General features: G+C 66.3%; 20 protein-coding genes. 10 read left to right on the top strand and 10 right to left on the bottom strand.

The window, feature by feature from the left end:
• Window positions 1-33 precede the first annotated feature (33 nt).
• The 4 genes from VXJ37_RS10025 to VXJ37_RS10010 all read left to right on the top strand — a co-directional run bounded on the left by VXJ37_RS10025 (window position 34) and on the right by VXJ37_RS10010 (window position 2,858).
• Window positions 34-333 carry a putative quinol monooxygenase gene (locus tag VXJ37_RS10025; protein WP_331322891.1) on the top strand — a complete coding sequence of 100 codons (300 nt, stop codon included), beginning with the start codon at window positions 34-36 and terminating at the stop codon, window positions 331-333.
• A 94-nt stretch (window positions 334-427) separates the two neighbouring features.
• Window positions 428-1,306, top strand: coding sequence for a Rieske 2Fe-2S domain-containing protein (locus tag VXJ37_RS10020; RefSeq protein WP_331322890.1), 879 nt, complete (start codon window positions 428-430; stop codon window positions 1,304-1,306).
• Between the two features lie 78 nt (window positions 1,307-1,384).
• Complete coding sequence (locus VXJ37_RS10015) at window positions 1,385-2,020, top strand: GyrI-like domain-containing protein (protein ID WP_331322889.1); 636 nt, start codon at window positions 1,385-1,387, stop codon at window positions 2,018-2,020.
• Window positions 2,021-2,030: 10 nt separating this feature from the next.
• Complete coding sequence (locus VXJ37_RS10010; protein ID WP_331322888.1) at window positions 2,031-2,858, top strand: MBL fold metallo-hydrolase; 828 nt, start codon at window positions 2,031-2,033, stop codon at window positions 2,856-2,858.
• Window positions 2,859-2,929: 71 nt separating this feature from the next.
• On the opposite strand, the gene VXJ37_RS10005 is transcribed toward VXJ37_RS10010, so the two are convergent.
• The 5 genes from VXJ37_RS10005 to VXJ37_RS09985 form a co-directional block, all read right to left on the bottom strand.
• Window positions 2,930-4,330: an HNH endonuclease signature motif containing protein gene (locus VXJ37_RS10005; protein ID WP_331322887.1), complete on the bottom strand. Its 1,401-nt coding sequence runs from the start codon at window positions 4,328-4,330 to the stop codon at window positions 2,930-2,932.
• Window positions 4,331-4,493: 163 nt separating this feature from the next.
• Window positions 4,494-5,693, bottom strand: coding sequence for an N-acetylglucosamine-6-phosphate deacetylase (locus VXJ37_RS10000; protein ID WP_331323012.1), 1,200 nt, complete (start codon window positions 5,691-5,693; stop codon window positions 4,494-4,496).
• The gene (locus tag VXJ37_RS09995; protein ID WP_331322886.1) at window positions 5,683-6,498 is read right to left on the bottom strand and encodes a copper homeostasis protein CutC; all 816 of its coding nucleotides are present in this window, start codon (window positions 6,496-6,498) and stop codon (window positions 5,683-5,685) included. Before VXJ37_RS09995 ends, VXJ37_RS10000 begins: the two co-directional genes overlap by 11 nt.
• Window positions 6,483-7,262 (bottom strand): glucosamine-6-phosphate deaminase, encoded by a 780-nt coding sequence (gene nagB / locus VXJ37_RS09990; protein WP_331322885.1) that lies wholly within the window; start codon window positions 7,260-7,262, stop codon window positions 6,483-6,485. Before nagB ends, VXJ37_RS09995 begins: the two co-directional genes overlap by 16 nt.
• A 38-nt stretch (window positions 7,263-7,300) precedes the next feature.
• Window positions 7,301-8,551: a PTS transporter subunit EIIC gene (locus VXJ37_RS09985; RefSeq protein ID WP_331322884.1), complete on the bottom strand. Its 1,251-nt coding sequence runs from the start codon at window positions 8,549-8,551 to the stop codon at window positions 7,301-7,303.
• Window positions 8,552-8,584: 33 nt separating this feature from the next.
• Here VXJ37_RS09985 and VXJ37_RS09980 point away from each other — a divergent pair, with 33 nt between their 5' ends.
• The 3 genes from VXJ37_RS09980 to VXJ37_RS09970 are packed head-to-tail and all read left to right on the top strand — an operon-like array spanning window position 8,585 to window position 9,469.
• A complete protein-coding gene (locus tag VXJ37_RS09980) occupies window positions 8,585-8,806 on the top strand; it encodes a hypothetical protein (protein WP_331322883.1) in 222 nt (73 codons plus the stop codon).
• The gene (locus VXJ37_RS09975; protein ID WP_018760887.1) at window positions 8,781-9,011 is read left to right on the top strand and encodes a glucose PTS transporter subunit EIIB; all 231 of its coding nucleotides are present in this window, start codon (window positions 8,781-8,783) and stop codon (window positions 9,009-9,011) included. Before VXJ37_RS09980 ends, VXJ37_RS09975 begins: the two co-directional genes overlap by 26 nt.
• Window positions 9,011-9,469: a PTS sugar transporter subunit IIA gene (locus VXJ37_RS09970; RefSeq protein ID WP_331322882.1), complete on the top strand. Its 459-nt coding sequence runs from the start codon at window positions 9,011-9,013 to the stop codon at window positions 9,467-9,469. Before VXJ37_RS09975 ends, VXJ37_RS09970 begins: the two co-directional genes overlap by 1 nt.
• A gap of 8 nt (window positions 9,470-9,477) precedes the next feature.
• Here VXJ37_RS09970 and VXJ37_RS09965 read toward each other — a convergent pair whose 3' ends face one another.
• Window positions 9,478-10,230: a GntR family transcriptional regulator gene (locus VXJ37_RS09965; RefSeq protein ID WP_331322881.1), complete on the bottom strand. Its 753-nt coding sequence runs from the start codon at window positions 10,228-10,230 to the stop codon at window positions 9,478-9,480.
• A gap of 143 nt (window positions 10,231-10,373) precedes the next feature.
• Here VXJ37_RS09965 and VXJ37_RS09960 point away from each other — a divergent pair, with 143 nt between their 5' ends.
• Entirely contained in the window at window positions 10,374-11,258 is an 885-nt protein-coding gene (locus VXJ37_RS09960) for a hypothetical protein (protein WP_331322880.1), read from the top strand.
• 102 nt (window positions 11,259-11,360) lie between these two features.
• On the opposite strand, the gene VXJ37_RS09955 is transcribed toward VXJ37_RS09960, so the two are convergent.
• Window positions 11,361-12,848, bottom strand: a complete 1,488-nt coding sequence (locus tag VXJ37_RS09955; RefSeq protein ID WP_331322879.1) for a cation:dicarboxylate symporter family transporter — start codon at window positions 12,846-12,848, stop codon at window positions 11,361-11,363.
• Window positions 12,849-13,005: 157 nt separating this feature from the next.
• Complete coding sequence (locus tag VXJ37_RS09950; protein ID WP_331322878.1) at window positions 13,006-14,262, bottom strand: SLC13 family permease; 1,257 nt, start codon at window positions 14,260-14,262, stop codon at window positions 13,006-13,008.
• Window positions 14,263-14,527: 265 nt separating this feature from the next.
• Between VXJ37_RS09950 and VXJ37_RS09945 the strand changes: the two genes are divergently transcribed.
• Together VXJ37_RS09945 and VXJ37_RS09940 are read left to right on the top strand one after the other, a co-directional pair.
• Window positions 14,528-14,791: a hypothetical protein gene (locus tag VXJ37_RS09945; RefSeq protein ID WP_331322877.1), complete on the top strand. Its 264-nt coding sequence runs from the start codon at window positions 14,528-14,530 to the stop codon at window positions 14,789-14,791.
• A 1-nt stretch (window position 14,792) separates the two neighbouring features.
• Window positions 14,793-15,725 carry a threonine/serine dehydratase gene (locus VXJ37_RS09940; RefSeq protein ID WP_331322876.1) on the top strand — a complete coding sequence of 311 codons (933 nt, stop codon included), beginning with the start codon at window positions 14,793-14,795 and terminating at the stop codon, window positions 15,723-15,725.
• Window positions 15,726-15,766: 41 nt separating this feature from the next.
• Here VXJ37_RS09940 and VXJ37_RS09935 read toward each other — a convergent pair whose 3' ends face one another.
• Together VXJ37_RS09935 and VXJ37_RS09930 are read right to left on the bottom strand one after the other, a co-directional pair.
• Window positions 15,767-16,120 (bottom strand): hypothetical protein, encoded by a 354-nt coding sequence (locus tag VXJ37_RS09935; protein WP_331322875.1) that lies wholly within the window; start codon window positions 16,118-16,120, stop codon window positions 15,767-15,769.
• Between the two features lie 300 nt (window positions 16,121-16,420).
• The gene (locus VXJ37_RS09930) at window positions 16,421-17,053 is read right to left on the bottom strand and encodes a YitT family protein (protein ID WP_331323011.1); all 633 of its coding nucleotides are present in this window, start codon (window positions 17,051-17,053) and stop codon (window positions 16,421-16,423) included.
• Between the last annotated feature and the right edge of the window lie 25 nt (window positions 17,054-17,078).

Raw genomic sequence — 17,078 nt, 5'->3', positions numbered from 1 at the left:
GCTGGTATCTGGTCCGTGCTGCACACTGTCCCTATGACTTTTGCGAACGTGGGAATGCTCGGAACCAAGCCCGGCCAGCGCGACGCCCTCGTGGCCATCCTGCTTCGGCCCAAGCCAGGGCTGAGGGAAGCAGGGTGCCTGCTCTACGAAGTGGGGGTCAATGAGGACGTTCCGGACACCGTGTTCGTCTCCGAACTGTGGGAGTCGGCGGAGGCGCACCAGGCGTCGCTGCAGCTGGGCAGTACCCGCGCTGCCATCGCCGAGGCCATGCCGTTGCTGTCAGGGGAAACAGCGGCGCACCGGTTCACGGTTCTGGGGTCGCCACTGCGGTGACCCCGGACCCGGCGTATCCTCGCCCCCTGGTACTGCCTCGAAACATGGGGGTTCCGTGATGAGTGTTCGACCTCATTCGGGGTAAGGGGGACACATGAAACCGTTGCCCGCACTTGAGCTTGTCACCCGCCTTGAGGACGCCGAATGGCTTGACCCGCTGGCCAAGAGGGTCCGGAAAGCCGTCAAAAAGGTCATCAAGCCCCAATGGGCCCGGGATATCCTGCACGGCGTCCCCATCGGCCACCCGGTGCATCCCCTCGCGGTCCAGGTTCCCATCGGTGCGTGGCTTTCGGCCGGCGTGCTCGATGCCGTCCCAGGGGGCGAGAAGGCTGCGAGGCTGCTGATTGGCGTGGGCGCTGCCAGCGTGCTCCCGTCCGCGCTCGCCGGGTTCACCGACTGGTCCCAACTCCACCCGCAGCAGCAGCGGGTTGGCCTGGTGCATGCAGCGGCCAACGTCACGGCGACGGGCCTCTACGTCGCGTCGCTGGTCCAGCGGGCCAGGGGCAGCCAGGGCAGCGGCAAGGTGCTCGGATACCTGGGGCTTGCCACGGTCAGTGCCGGCGGCTTCCTCGGCGGCCACCTCTCCTACCGGCAGGCGGCAGGGGTCAACCACAGCGAGGAAATCCCGCACCGCTTCCCGTCGGGTTGGCACCCGCTCATCCCGCTGGCGGAGCTGCCGGAGGGAGGACTTCACAAGCAGACCGTGGCAGGCATTCCGCTGCTGGTTCACCGCGACGGCGACACCGTCAACGTGCTCTCCGACGTCTGCAGCCACCTTTCCGGACCGCTGCACGAAGGCAAGATCAAGGACGACGGCGGCGACCCGTGCGTCGTGTGCCCCTGGCACCGGAGCACCTTCTCGCTGCGCACCGGCGAGGTGAAAGCCGGGCCCGCCACCTCCCGGCAGCCCGTCTTCCAGACACGCGTCACCGGCGGACTCGTGGAAGTCTGCCTGCCCGGGGCGGACGGGTAGAGGCCGTTCGGCCCTACCGGGGGCGGCCGGGCGGCGGAAGACTGGGTCCGTGACGGGGTCCAGGGGAGTGGATGCCAGGTGAGCGATCTTCGCGAGGACGTGTCGGTCCTCTACAAGGGGCGGAAAGGGTCGGTCGACTTCATTGACGTTCCCTTGCTGCTCTTCGCCCTCATACCGGGCCAGGGTGACCCGGAGGGACCGGAATTCGCCGACGCGCTCCAGGCGCTCTTCACGCTGAGCTACGCTGCGCATTTCGGGCTCAAGAAGCAGACCGGCGAGCTCACGAAAGTGATGCCGCTGGAAGCGTTGTGGTGGTTCGATGGGGCCGGGGATGAGGACTCCCCGGAGGCAGTGCCAGCGGGCTTCGGCGGCCTCCCGGGAACCGGACGCGGGTCATGGCGCTGGCAGGCCATGATGGTGCAGCCCGAACCCCTCGATGAAGCCTTGCTGGAGCAGGCCCGGGAGCAGTCCCGCGGCAAAGAACTCCCTGCACTGGACCGCCTGCGCTTCGAACGGTGGGAAGAGGGCCGTTGCGCGCAGACGCTCCACGTGGGTCCTTATGCTGACGAAGCTGGCACCATCGCCGTGCTGGACGCCGCCATAACGGCCGCCGGGTTGAAGGTCCATGGCAAACACCACGAAATCTACTTGGGCGACCCCCGCCGCAGTGCGCCTGAAAAACTGCGCACACTGATTCGCCATCCCGTGGCGTGAAGGCCCCATCATGCGCCTGACCGAACCACGGGAGATTGCCTCCGGCGTGCTGATGATGACCGCAGGGTCCGGTCCCTTGGCCGTGAACCTGTACCTCGTCAGGTCCGGCCCCAGTTGGGCCCTTGTTGATTGCGGCTGGGCCCACAGCGCGGACCCGGTTCATCGGGCGGTGGAACGGGTGCTCGGCCCTGGGAATGCCCCCAGTGCCATCTTCCTGACGCACATCCATCCCGACCATTCCGGTGCTGCCGGTGCCCTTGCCCGGCTGTGGGACGTGCCGGTGTACGTCCACAAAGCCGAGTTGCCCATGGCGGCCGGCAGATACGTCCCTGAATTCTCAATGCCGTTGGACCGCTGGATCGTTGCGCCGTTCCTGTGGTCGCTCCCGGCGCGTGCCCGTCGTCGGCTTGAAGCGGCGGGAGATATCAGCGACGTAGTCCACGGCCTGCCGGGGGACCGGGAGCTGCCGGGTCTGCCTGGCTGGACTGCCGTTCCTACCCCGGGCCACACCCCAGGTCACGTGGCCTACTGGCGATCAAGCGATGCTGTCCTGATCACCGGTGATGCAGTGGTGACCGTGAACTTAAACTCGGCAGGCGGACTCCTGCTGGGAGTACCGGATCTGTCCGGGCCGCCGCGCTACACGACGTGGAACTGGAAGCAATCCATGGACTCGGTTTCGCAGCTTGCCGGCCTGGGACCACGAGTGCTGGCGCCCGGCCATGGCCGGCCACTGGCCCTTGGCACGGTCTCCCGGTTGAGGGCCCTCACCCAGAAGGAACGCGCGCGACGGCTGGCATTTCGTCGACGGCTCGCTGGAGCGCCCAGGCCGATCTAGCCTGGCGCGCCCAATCCGAAACAGCACAGCCCTTGAGTCCGTTGTACTGTCCCCCTTTCTCCTCCGCCCGTTTAGAGCGCGAGGCGCTGCAGCAGCACGACCTCCAAGGGACTTTGCACGGAAGGCAGGAGCCATTGCGGCCAGTGGGGTGGTTGGGGGTCCGGGTGTTCGGGTTGGTAGTGGCGTCCGGTGGGTGAGGTCCAGCCCGGTGGGTGTTTCGTGGTGGCTGGATCCGGTGTCCAGGTGCTGTGGTGTTTGAGCCGGTGGTGCTTCGGGCAGACCTGGGCGAGGTTGCTGACGTTCGTGCTGCCGCCGTGGTCCCAGGCCTGCAGGTGGTCGGAGTCGTTGTCGGGGGTGTGGTTGCTGCAGCCGGGGAAGGTGCATTTGGCGTCCCGCATCCTGATCCAGCGTTTGATGGTCTCGGTGAGCCGGTAGTTTGTCCGTCCGATCTCCAGGGGTGCCCCGTCGCGCGGGTCGATCAGGACCCGGTAGAACGATTCCGCCGCGTCCGCGACGAGTCTGCGGGCCATGGCGGCCGGGATCGGTCCGAAACCGTCGAGCGTGGCGGGTTCGTCGGTGAGGCCGAGGAGGGAGAACACCGGCACGGTGACCAGGACATCGGCACGCGGGGCGGGGACTTTCCCGGGCCTGGTGCTGGTTTCGGCAGCCTCGTGTGGAGTTTCGCTGGCAGAGGCGGCAGTTCCTGTGCCCGTGGCGGTGTCCTCGGCCTGTTGGGTCATGCCGGCGCCGAGCAGGAGGGATGCGGCGATGTCGGGCCGGAGCTGGGTCAGTGTTCTGTCCTCCGCCGGGTTTTGGAGGCCCCGGGCTGTGGCGGTGGTGCGGTTCCAGATGGCGCAGGCTGTGTCCCCGGGGAGGTAGAGGGAGAGCCAGGCCATGCCGTCCCTGTCGGGGGTGTATTCCATCCGCCGGTCAGCGGCACCTTTGGCGTGGCGTTTCCCGATGGACTCGGGGTGGTGGCGTTCCCGCCAACTGCGGACTTTCGCCCGGAACCGTGAGGGGACAAGTTCGCCGGGGGCTGCGCCCCGGGAGGGGTTGGGCGCGTCGGGGTCGAAGAAATGCTCCACCAACGCAGCCGCGTCGATCGGGTCGAGGCCCTCGGTTTCGTCCGCCACGATGCGGGCGTGCTGCCAGGACACGGCCCCGGCGGACAGGGCCTCGAGCACCGGCGGCAGGGAACAGACCCGTCGTGACTGCTCCACCAACGCCCCGGCGGCCGCAGAGCTGACGGTCAGGACCCCGGCGATCTCCTCCACGGTGGACATCTCCGCGTAAGTGCGGTCCTGCACGGAGGCATCCGGCGGAGACATGGCCTGCTGCAACCCCATGCAGTCCGCCGCATCCCGCGCTTTCACTGCCGCGAGCTGCGCCTCCAGCCGGGCAACAACCTCCAACCGTCCCAGGCACAACTCATACCGCCGCTGCAGGACGTCACTATCTCCAGAGGGCAGCACTCAGCGCAGGATGTTCGAGATTCCGGTCCTCAAGAACCAGCGCGTCAAGGGCAGCCACAGAGGCACGAACACCCTCCAACACCGCCCCACAACCACCGCTGATTCCCATACCCACATCATCCTGCGGGGGTCTGACAATTAGCTTTGGCCAGGGCCACGCAGCTCAGCCGGGCTCGCTGACCCACTCGCCACGGCGCAGCACCTTGGCCAGGTCCAGGTCCTGGCCAAGGACCACGACGTCGGCCTGCATCCCGGGGCGCAGGTCGCCCACATACGCAGAGAGGCCCAACAAGGATGCCGGGACGGCCGAGGCTGAGGTCACCGCATCCCGCAAAGGGACGCCGGCAGCCACGCAGGAGCGGACAACGTCCAGCAGCGTGCTGGTACCCCCGGCAATGGCCCCGGTGGCGTCAACGCGGGCCACGCCGCCGGCCACCGTGACGGAGAGTGACCCCAGCCGGTACTGTCCGTCCGCCAGGCCGGTAGCGGCCATGGAATCCGTCACCAAAGTAATGTTCCGGGGCCCCACCAGGTCAAATACCAGCTTCACCGTTTCGGGTGCCAGGTGCACGCCGTCGGCAATCAGCTCCACCGCTGCCTTGCCGGCCCGGGCCGCGCTGAGGCTCGCCGATACGGGGCCGGGGGACCGGTGGTGCAGTGGAGGCATGGCATTGAACAGATGGGTCACCGTTGGGCGCTTTCCGCCGTCGGGGTGGCCCGCCACATCCAGGGCCGCTGCGGCGCGCGCCAGGAAACCCCCAGCGGTCGCATGGTCCGCTGCGGTGTGTCCCAGGGACGGGATGATGCCGCGGGCCCCAATCCGGCCGGCGAGTTCGGCGGCGCCGGGCAGTTCGGCAGCGAGGGTCATGGACGCCAAGGTTGGCCCGGCCGCGGCCAGCATGCGGTCCACCAAATCCGGGTCGGGTCCCAGGAGCAGGCCGGGATCGTGTGCGCCGCACTGCTGGCCCGAGAGGAACGGACCCTCCAGATGCGAGCCTGCAATCAGCCCGAGGCCCGCCAGCTCCCGCAGCATTCCAAGGTTCCGGACCAGGTCCTCCGGCTCTCCGGTAACCAGGCTGGCCAGCAGTGTGGTGGTTCCACGGCTGTGCAGGTAGCGTGCCGCCCGCCCGGCGCCGTCCGGATCGCCCTCGGAGAAATCCGAACCATAGGCACCATGGCAATGCATGTCCACCAGGCCGGGGACCAGGACCTGGGCCGCGGGTGCGTCCGGCGGAAGTTCTCCGGGGAAGTCCTGAGCGGGCCCCGCGAAGGTGACCAGGCCGCCGTCGGCCGCCACTACCCCGTCGGCAATATCCAGCGACGCGGTGACGATGCGGCCGCGGAGGACAACGTCATCGCCCATCATTGAAGGTCCTTCGTTCGTCGGTTGCGTCAGCGGCCACTGCGGCAGCCATGCGTGCGGCCAGGTCCGGATCCGCGCCGCCGCCGGCCCTCTCCCCGCCGCCCTCAGCGCGCCAGCGCCGGGGCCGCGCCGAGGTGTGTACGGCGTGGACTCCCGCTTCAATGAGTGACGGTACCAGCGCCAGGGTGACACCGCCGCCGGCCATGATCCGGACCGAGGGTGCGCTCCGGCGTCCCTCCTGCACCATCCTGCCCAGCATCGCCAACCCCGCGGCGCAGTCGGCGCCGCCACCGCTGGTGAGGACCCGGTCCACCCCGGCGTGCTCCAGCCGGGAGAGCGCTTCCGCCGGGTCCATCCCGGCGGCCAGGGCTGCATCGAATGCACGGTGGAACGTGACCTCGGCGTCCGGCTTCACGGCCCTTGCTGCCGCCACAATACGGTTGATCGCGGGAACGTCCGGGCCGCCGTCGGACGCCAGCACACCCACCACCACTCCGGCGGCTCCGGCTGCCAGGGCCATGACGGCATCGCGCTCAACGACATCCAGTTCGTCCCGGGCGTAGGTGAAGTTGCCCGGCCGGGGACGCACCAGGACGTGGACGGGAAAGCCAAGGCCGCATGCCTGCTCAATGGTGCCGGTGCTCGGCGTGATGCCCTCTGTTTCCGCCAGGGCTGCGCACAGTTCAACGCGGGCCGCGCCCACCCTGGCGGCCAGCCGGACGCCGTCGGCATTCTCCACAGCCAACTCCAGCTGTGGCACGGTCCGGGCGGCGGGAACCCGCCGGGAGCTCAGAGTCCCTGCCATGCCGGCTTCCGGCTGAAGGTGTCCTGGTAGTACCCGCGGTGAGCGAGCCGTGAGGCTGCGGCCTCGTCCAGCAGTACCGATACGTGCGGGTGCAGTTGGAGGGCCGAGGCCGGGCAAAACGCCCCGACGGGACCTTCGACGGCGGCAGCAACAGCCTCTGCCTTGGCCTCGCCCATGGCAAGCAGCAGCAGATGCCGGGCCTCCCTGATGGTTCCCAGGCCCTGGGTGAGAACATGGTCCGGCACGTCCTCCGCGGCGTCAAAGAAGCGTGCATTGTCCAGGCGGGTTTGCCGGGTAAGCGTCTTGATGCGGGTGCGGGAGGCGAGCGAGGACATGGGCTCGTTGAAGCCCACATGGCCATCCGTCCCGATGCCCAGGAGCTGGATATCCACCCCTCCCGCGGCGGCGATCCGGTCCTCATAGGCGGCAGCCTCCGCCTGGGGATCCAGGGCCATGCCATCCAGCCCGTGGACCGCACCCGCACCGAAGTCCACGCTCGCCGTGAATTCCGCCCGGATGACGGAATGGTAGGACTGCGGATGCCCGGCAGGCAGGCCCACGTACTCGTCCAGCAGGAACGCCTGGGCTGCTGCAAAGCTCAACCCGCCATTGCGGTGCCGGTCGATGAGTTCCCGGTACGTGCCCAGGGGAGTGGAGCCTGTGGCCAGTCCAAGGACGGACGGCCCGCGGCGGACCTGGTCCTCGATGGCGTCCGCGGCCGTCCGGGCAACGTCGTCAGGGGTGGGAAGAATGATGATTTCCATGCGGTCTGATGCTTTCGGCTGGAGCTGGTGTTGGCGGACTACTTTGCGGCTTCGGTTTCCACCGTTACTTCGTCGTCTTCGCGGCCCGGCGTGCGCAGGTTCCAGCGCTTGATGACGAAGGAGAAGAGGAAGTAGTAGATCGCCGCGTACCCCAGGCCGATCGGGATCAGCAGCCACGCGTTCTGCGCCTTGCCGAAGTTGAGGACGAAGTCGATCAGGCCGGCTGAGAAGGTGAAGCCGTCGTGGATTCCCAGCGCGTTGACCAGGGCCATGGAGGTTCCGGTCAGGGCTGCGTGGACGATGTAGAGCGGGAAGGCGACGAACATGAACGAGTACTCGAGTGGTTCGGTGATGCCGGTGAAGAACGCCGTGAGCGCGGTGGAGAGCATGATGCCGCCCACGATCTTCTTCTGCGAGGGCTTGGCGTGGCGCCAGATGGCGAGGGCCGCGGCGGGGAGGCCGAACATCATGATGGGGAAGAAACCGGTCATGAAGGTGCCCGCGGCGGGGTCTCCGGCGAAGAAGCGGTTGAGGTCGCCGCGGACCAGGTGGCCGGATGCGTCGGTGTAGTCGCCGATGAGGAACCAGACACCGGAATTCAGGATGTGGTGGAGCCCGGCCGGGATCAGCATGCGGTTGGCGAAGCCGTAGATGCCGCCGCCGAGTACCGCGTTGCCTGCCACGGCCTGGCCCACTGCGGTGAGGCCTGCGTTGAAGAGCGGGTACAGGAGGGCGAGGACGACGCCGGCCACCAGGCTGGTGACGGACGTCAGGATGGGCACCAGGCGACGGCCGCTGAAGAAGCCGAGGAAGTCAGGCAGCTTGGTGCGGTAAAACCGCTGCCAAAGCCCGGCGGACAAGAGGCCCACCACGATTCCGGCGAGGACACCGTAATTGATCATGGCCTGCTTTCCCGCGGGGTCCAGCTGCCCGTCGAGGACGAGGGGGGACATGGCCTTGAAAACGCCGTCGATCACCATGTAGCCAACCACTGCTGCGAGGGCGGTGGAGCCGTCTGCCTTCTTGGCCCAGCCGACAGCAATGCCGACGGCGAAGATGAGTGGCAGCCAGGTAAAGACTGCGTTGCCGGCGGCGGAGATGACCGCGGCTCCGCCCTCGAAACCGGGGATGGCACCGAGCAGGTCGGCCTGGCCGATACGCAGCAGGATGCCCGCTGCGGGCAGGACTGCGATGGGGAGCATCAGGCAGCGGCCCAGCCGCTGAAGGGTGGCGAAGGCCCTGTTCGGCTTCTTCTCTGGGGCCAGGGCGGTGGTCTCGGACGTTGACATGGTTGCACCTCTGCGGGGTTCGGATGGGGGCTTGTGGAGAAACGGTTCCAGCCGGTACTGTCTGGTTATGACCAGTTCAGTGTGATTCATCCCACGGTCGGTGTCAAGGAAGGAAATTTCCTCCAGGACAAGCCGCCCGTGGCAAAAGAAGCCATCATTGGTCGTACCCGGGCCGCCGGCCCAGGTTTGAAGGATGTGCTCCGCGCGGGCACCGTCAGAAAGGGCAGCCATGTCCAAAGCAGAAAAAATCATTGAAGGCCTGGGCGGAGCCGGCAACATCGTGGAAGTGGAAGCGTGCATCACGCGGCTGCGCACCGAGGTCAAGGATTCCTCGCTTGTGAACGAGGCCTCCCTCAAGGCTGCAGGAGCCCATGGTGTCCTGGCCGCCGGCACCGCGGTCCAGGTGATTGTGGGCCCCGAGGCGGACACGCTCGCCGAAGACATCGAGGACCTCCTCTAGTGGCGGCGTCCTTGCCCGTCCTTGCCCCGATCGGCGGCGTGGTCGTTCCGCTGGCCGACGTCCCGGACCCTGTCTTCGCTGGACAGATGGTGGGTTCCGGCGCGGCGGTGGAACCACCTGCGGGGGTAGCGTTCGACGTCGTGTCCCCGGTTGCGGGGAAAGTGGTCAAGATGCTGCCGCACGCCTTCGTGGTGGTTGAGGCGTCCGGCCGCGGCGTCCTCACGCACGTGGGAATCGACACCGTAAAGCTCAAGGGCGAAGGATTCAAGGTGCTGGTCAGCCAGGGCGACACGGTTGAAGCCGGCGAGACGGTCATGCACGTGGATCCCACTTCAGCCCTGGCCGCGGGTTACTCGATGGTGAGCCCCGTCGTCGTACTGGATACCAAGCCCGACACCGCGACCGTCAGCGCCGGCGGCTCGGTAGCCGCCGGCGAACTGCTGTTTACGCTCGGCTGAAGCGCCTTCTAGAGGCGGACCTCCATGGTGAGGGAGTAGCGGTCCGAACGGTACCAGGAGCGGGAATGTTCGATGGCCAGCGCGCCGGAATAGGACACCCGGTCAAAGGCAAGCACCGGCGCGCCCGTTCCCGTTCCGAGGAGCGCCCCGACGTCGGCCGGGGCGCCCTCGGACCGGACGCTCTGGCGTGCCCTGTCAATCTGGTGCCCGAACTGCGCAGCCAGGGCTTTGTACACCGAGCCGGTGAGGTCGATGCCCAGCAGTCCGGGCGCGTGCTGGGGGTTGTACCAGGCGTCGTCCACGCTCACCGGCCGGCCGTCCGCCAGGCGGAGCCGCTTGAGGTGGAAGGCCTCCGTGCCCGGGGCGAGGCTCAGGGCGTTTGCAGTGTCTTCCCGCGCTGGGACTTGTTCCGCCACCAGCACCACCGTGCTGGGAACATGGCCCATCGCTTCCATCTCCTGCGTGAACGAGGCCAGGTGCAGCGTGGACTGGACGGGTGAGTCCGCCACGAATGTGCCCTTGGCCGGAACCCGCACCAGGTGACCTTCGTTGACCAGACGGCCGATCGCAGCGCGCACGGTGATGCGGCTGACGCCGTAGGAATCCATGAGGGAGCGCTCGCTGGGCAGCCGGGCGCCGGGCTCCAGCTCCTCCTTGGCAAGCTTGAGGATAATGAGCCGGAGCTGCTCATGCTTGGGCACCTGCGAGTTGTTGATGGCCGCGTTGGCCACCTGCGCGGTGCTGCCTGGTGTGGCCGACATCCAGCCCCTCCTCATTCTGGAGCGGTCCGGTTAGGACCACTTCCTCGGATTATTCCACACCAAACCTGCGGTTATTTTGTGTTCACAGTGGGAACCTTTGAAATACAGGTACTAAGCATGCTGTCTATTTGGAGGGTCACCTGATGCGAAAAGTTTCTGCGCTTGGAGTTGTAGCTGCGGCGATGCTGGCGCTGGCCGGCTGCTCGGGAGGAGGCGGCGGTACTGCCAGCCCGTCGGGCACTGCCACCACGTCCGCCTCTGCCAGTGCGACTGCGGAGGCCAAGGTGTATTCGGAGGACGAGTTGCGCAACCTCATCTCCGGGATGAAGGACGATGACGGCAACGAGCTCAAGTTGTACTCCAAGGACCAGGTCGCCCAGGGCGGCAACATTGCCAACCTGCTCATGAGCACGGCCACCATCGATCCCAAGGACTGCAAGGACATCGCAACCGCCGGCCTGCTGGACAAGGTGGAGAACGGTAACGTTGCCGTCGCGCTTTCTGAAGGTAACCAGCCGCGCACGCTGTCCGCACAGTCCGGCAGCGACGGTCCGGATGCAGTCAAGACCCTGAATGACATCAGCGGCAAGATGGACCAGTGCGCCAAATTCTCCGTTTCCGCACTGGGACAGAAGTACGACGTCTCCAGTCAGGAACTCCAGGCGAAGACCGACGCTGACAAGACCTTCGCCACCGTCAGCACCCGCAGCGGCGATAACCAGCAGAAACTGATGCAGGTTTCCGCCGCCCAGGGACGCCTGCTGGTGGTTGCCACCAAGAGCGGCACCGACCTGGGAGACAAGGACCAGAAGGAGCTTGAGGGCCTCATCAACGATGTCCTGAAGAAGGCTGAGGGCGGCGCAACCTCAAGCCCCGGCTCCACCAGTTCGTCCGGTTCGGCAGGCATGTCTTCGCCGGACAGCTCGGCGTCCTCCACTGCCTCGTCCACCTCGTCCTCCACCTCTTCGGCGACGATGTCCTCGGGCAGCGACGCGTCGTCGTCGGCTTCCCCAACGTCCTCGCGGTAGGCGCAGCACGGCAAAAAGCAGCACGGCAAAAAGCAGCGCGGCAAAAAGAGGGTGCCGCCCGGGACCTGAAGTCCCGGGCGGCACCCTCTTCTCTGTGACTGTTTACTTCGCTTTGCCACCCAGGTGGACGCCGGCGCCAGTGTCCACGGGAAGTTCGGAAACCAGGTCACGGGTGGGCGCGCCGCGGAACTTGGGTGAGGGTTCCTGCCCTTCCGTGAGGCGCTGCAGTTCCTGCCCCTCGAAATCCTCCTCCTTGCCGAGCAGGATTGCCGAGTCATGGTTGGTGATCTCGCCCCTGAAGGCCCGGACCATGACGCTGCGGTCGAACTGGCCTTCCCATTTGGACACCACAAACGTGGCGACGCAGTTGCCCAGGAGGTTGACCACCACGCGCATTGAGTCCATGAGCCGGTCTGCGCCCAGGAGGAGCGCGACGCCGGCCACCGGGAAGATGCCGAGCGCTGCGGCGGTTGCCGAGAGGGCAAGGAATGACGAGCCGGGGACGCCTGCCATGCCTTTGGATGTCAGCAGCAGCACCCCAAGTGCTGCCAGCTGCTGGCCGAGGTCAAGGTGGTGGCCAAAAGCCTGGGCCAGGAAGAGCAGCGAGATCGAAAGATAGATCGCTGCCCCGTCCAGGTTGAAGGAGTAGCCGGTGGGAACCACCAGGCCCGTGGTGGCGCGGGAGCAGCCGGCGTTGGTCAGTTTGGTCATGATCCGGGGCATCACTGCTTCGGTGGATGCCGTGCCCAGGGCCAGGAGGAATTCCTCCCGGGTGTACTTCAGGAACTGCCAGAGCGGCACCCGGGCAAAACTCCACGCCACAACGAAGAGCAGGCCGATGAAGATTACTGCGGCGCCGTAGCAGGCCGCGATCAGGACCGCGTAGGTGCTTAGGGTATCCAGCCCGTACTGGCCGATGATGAACGCCATGGCTCCGAATGCGCCAAGCGGTGCCACCTTCATGATCCAGGCCATGATCTTGAAGATCAGTTCCAGGACCGTTTCCATCAGGTTGATGACCGGCAGGCATTTCTCCCGGCCGATGACGACGATTGCAGCGCCGAAGAAGACGGAGAAGAACAGGACCTGCAGGAGGCTGTTGCTGGCAAATGCGCCGATGACGCTGGCCGGAATGATGTCAAGGATGAATGAAGCGGCATCCTTGGGCGGCGCCGTGCCGGTCTTCGCATCCAGGTCCGCCTGGGACAGTGTTGAGGGGTCGATGTTCAGGCCGGCGCCCGGCTGGACGATGTTTCCGACGATCAGTCCAAAGACCAGGGCGAACAGCGTGGCTGCCGTGAAGTAGAGCAGGGCCTTGACCCCAACCCTTCCAACCGCCTTGACGTCGCCTACGGCTGAAATTCCGGTAACAATCACCAGGAAGATCAGCGGCGCGATGATCATCTTGATGAGTTTGATGAAGCCATCTCCAAGCGGCCTCAGTTGGGAACCGAGGTCGGGCCAGAAATGCCCGATGAGTACACCTGCCACGACGGCGATCAGAATCTGGAAGAAGAGCGACTTGTATAGTGGCTTCCTCTTCGCGGGCACCGAACTCGCCTTCAGTGCCTCAGGGTTTGGGATCTTCATTGACCTTTGCCTATCAATTGGGAACAACCCGTTTGCGGGGCTGTTTCCAAAGTAATCCTCATCACACTTATTCCGCAAGAGGAAAACGAATTTCCGCATTATGGAACACTAATCGCGCTTTGTGACCGCTGACCCGTGGGCTCCCGGGCATCGAGCCCTAGATGATGCCGGTCGGCACCAAAAGCGCCCAGGCAAGGGCGGGAGCCACCAGCACCACGCCGCCCGCGTAGAACATGAGCTGCCGGTAGACCCGCTGCCTGTCGTCCTCGCGGGCATTGGCCACCACCAGGGCGCCGTCCGTGGAGAAAGGGGAGACGTCGACGACGGTGGCTGCGATCGACAGCGCGGCCACCGTCCCGGAGGCGCTGAGCGAGCTTGTGGCGAGCAGGGGGCCGGCCATGGGGATGAACGCGGTCAGCAGCGCGGTGGAGGAGGCGAAGGCCGAGCCAACGCCGATGACGTAGCAGAGGACCAGTGCGATCAGCAGCGGAGCGCCCAGGGCCAGGGCCTGGTTGGCCACGGTGTCGATGACGCCTACGTGCTGCAGCAGGGAGACGTAGGTGATCATGCCGGCCACCAGCAGGACCGTGGACCAGGAGATACCGCTGATGAAGGTCCTGTGCTCCTTGATATTGATGAAGGCGAGCAGGAGGCCTGCGGAGAGGGCCACGAAACCGATGGGCATGTGGAAGCCGAGGGTGCACACGAGCATCGCGGCGATCAGTGCCAGCGTCAGGACCTGCTCACCGTGGGGCCGGTCGGTGACCGGCGTATCGATGTGCGCGTGCTGGCCGCCGGTGCCGTCCCGGAGCCTGCCGGTGAGGGCGAACAGGATGATGGTCAGCACCGAGAGGATCAGGTTCAGGACGAAGCTCGCGGCGAACAGGCCGCCCTGGGAGATGGGGAAATGGTTCCGCAGGGCGATGTCATGGACCAGTACCCCGGCGACCGAGAGCGGGGAGAAGCCGCCTGCGTGTGCGCCGTTGATAATAAACGCGCCCATGGCCACGGGGTGGAGCCGGGATTCGTAAGCGAACCCAAGGGCCGCGGGAGCCAGCAGCGCGATCGCGGCGGGGGAGAACGTGCCCAGCGAGGTCAGCGCTGCAGCGGCCAGGAAGAAGACCCAAGGCAGCAGCAGCGTCCTTCCGCGGACCATTCGCACGCAGGCCCTAACCAGGATGTCGATGGTGCCGTTCCGCTGCGCCATGCTGAAGAAGTAGGTCACGCCGATGATGGTCAGCACGATGCTGGCCGGAAACTCCTCCAATATCTGCTGGTCGGACATCCCCAGCATGAAATAGCCGACGCCGAAGGAGGCCACCAGCGCCATCACGCCGATGTTGAGGGGCCACCTGGTGGCGATGACGAACATCGCCACGAGGATTACCAGTGGGATGATCTGCACAACGGTCATGATCGGCTCCGGGCTCGGGCGGCCGCCTGGTTTAACACGCCGCGGAGAACGAGGGCAAGTGTACCCGGGATGGCCACGCCGGCCACCGTCCAAGCAGGATACGACGCCGGGTGGGAGTGTGCGCGTGCGCCTCCGGAGTTTCCGGGGCACCGGAGGGACAAAACTGCCTGTGGTTTTCATGGCCGGGTCCTGGAAAGCCCTTAGGCTGGAGGCCGGGCAGGAGCTTCCCCGCCCGGCAAAGCAGTCCCAGGTGAAAGGCAGGACCATGACCGTTTCCAGCGACGATCCCCAGAACACCACCGACCTTCGGGGGCCGGGCGACCCCGACGAGGCCAAGGACCAGGCCGCGAAGGCGCCCCAGTCCGGCCAGCATCCGGAACAGCCGGGCGCAGCGAACATCCGTGAGGAACAGCAGGCCCATGCAGCCGGAACCGTGCCGGCGTCGTATTTGGGAGGCGAAGAGGCGGCCGGGGAGTCCAAGCCGGAAGAGGCTCTGGAGGAACCAGGCAGCTGGGACGACGAAGTCTGAGATGATCTTCCGCGCCGATATTGATCAGGCCGCGCGCCGCACCGCAGGCCTCATCCGCAGGACGCCCGTCATGGCGGCGGATACGGATGGCTTTCCCGGCTCCGTGTGGTTCAAATGCGAGTTCATGCAGCACACCGGGACCTTCAAGGCACGTGGCGCCCTGAACCGCATCCTGGCCAGCAAGGAGCGCGGGGAACTGCAGGCCGGCGTCGGCATCGTGGTGGCGTCCGGCGGGAACGCCGGGCTGGCCAACGCCTATGCGGCCAGGCAGCTTGGCGTGCCGGCCACAGTGTTCGTCCCCGAGGCCGCGCCTGCCGTGAAAGTGGCCAAGCTGAAGGCCATCGGCGCCACGGTGGTCCAGGGCGGGGCGGAGTATGCGGCAGCCTATGAGGCCGCGGTGGCGCATGCGGAAGAAACCGGCGCCGTTTACTGCCACGCCTATGACCAGCCGGAAATCGCCGCCGGCGCCGGAACCGTTGGGACCGAGCTGCTGGAACAGGTGCCGGACGTGGATACCGTCCTGGTGGCCGTGGGTGGAGGCGGGCTGATGGCGGGAGTGGCTGCCGGCGTCGAAGGATCAGCGAAAGTAGTGGCCGTGGAACCTTCAACAGCACCCACCCTGCACGCCGCACTGGCCGCCGGGAAACCCGTGGACGTGGCGGTGTCGGGCGTTGCAGCAGACTCCCTGGGTGCCCGCCGCGTGGGCGATATCGGCTTCTCAGTGGCGGTCCGCTGCGGCGTCGAAAGCGTCCTGGTCAGCGACGCGGACATCATTGCCGCACGCTCGGCACTCTGGAACGACTACAGGATGGTGGTGGAGCACGGCGCTGCAGCGGCCTACGCTGCGTTGACCTCCGGCGCATATGTGCCGGGGACGAACGAGCGCGTTGCCGTCATTCTCTGCGGTGCCAACACGGATCCGGCCACGCTTTGATCCAGCCCGGGCAGGCAGGCCGCCCGGACTGGACCAGCTGACTACTGGCCGCCGGCCTGGCCGCAGAACTTCGTGTAGGTGCTGCCGGCTTCCTGGTAGCCGGCCTGGAGATCGGCCAGCTTGCCCTTGTCAGGGTCTTCCTTGGCCTGCTCGTCCGTGTACGCCAGGATCTGGGCAAGGGCGGGCTTGAGGTCGTCCGAGGCCACCGCGTGGATGGGGCGGATCTGGTTGGCGAGGTTGTTCATGCCAGTCTTGCCGGCGTTGTTTGCGGGGTTCGACACGACGGCCTGGATCCGCTCGCACGTTTCGGCGGTGGTCAGTTGGTGTGTGGCTGTGCAGGCCGTGGCAGAGGCAACGAGGCCGGCGGCAAACAGGGCTGTGGCGAATTTCTTCATGGGTCCCTCGGTAGTGGTCAGAGGTTTCGATTGTAAGCAGATTGGGTGCCCCCATGCCTTCGCAGGTCCTCCACCTGCCTGAAAGTAACGCCTGGAAGTAGTTCCCTAACACGGAACCGGCCGGCAGTTCCAAACTGCCGGCCGGTTCCGCGGGATGCCCGCGTTGGAGATGGCGGGGTACTGGATGGTGCTTCCAATATGTCCTGCGCCCATGATTCCGATTGTTGTCACACGGGCGGCAACACCCGCCCTTGACAGATATTTCACGTGGCTGCGGGGAATAAAAGGCAGGGTGCGTGCCTACTTTCCCAGGTATCGGCCGGGCCGGTGGTTCAGGGCAAGGACCAGGTTCAGGAGGGTGGCGCCGGCAGCGGACAGCAAAACCATCAAAGGAGACACGAGGACCAGTGACGCCAGGACAATGGCAACGTCAAGGACCATCTGCACATACCCTGCCCGCCATCCCAGCTTCTCCTGCAGCAGCAGGGCCAGGATGTTGAAACCGCCCAGGCTGGATTTGTGCCGGAACAGGATCAGGAGTCCGACGCCGGCCAGCAGGTTTCCGGCGAGCACGCCATACAGCGGATCGAGATGAAGCGACCCCAGCGCTGCCGGGTGCAGGCTGGCCATCAGCGAGACAAGGGCAATGGCGCCGCCCGTGCGGAGGGCGAAGTTCCAGCCCTTCTTCCAGACCGCCAGGCCGAAGAACGGCAGGTTCACAGCGAAAAAGATGATGCCGAATGGGAGTGCCACGGAATAGCTGAGCAGCAGGGCCAGGCCGGCGGTCCCGCCCGTCACCGCTCCGCTCGACTTGAGCAGGAACAGCCCCAGCGACGCCGCAAAGGTGCCGGTGAGGATGCCCAGGACGTCCTCAACCACGGAATGGCGGACGGCCGACGGCGGCGCGGGAGGTCCCGCCGTCGGCTCTTCCACGTGCGCGGCAGGCGCAGCAGTGGAA

Source organism: Pseudarthrobacter phenanthrenivorans, from assembly GCF_036455295.1.
Classification (GTDB): Bacteria; Actinomycetota; Actinomycetes; order Actinomycetales; family Micrococcaceae; genus Arthrobacter; species Arthrobacter phenanthrenivorans_C.
The sequence above is the reverse complement of the archived record's forward strand: the minus strand, read 5'-3'. Positions and strand labels throughout refer to the sequence as shown.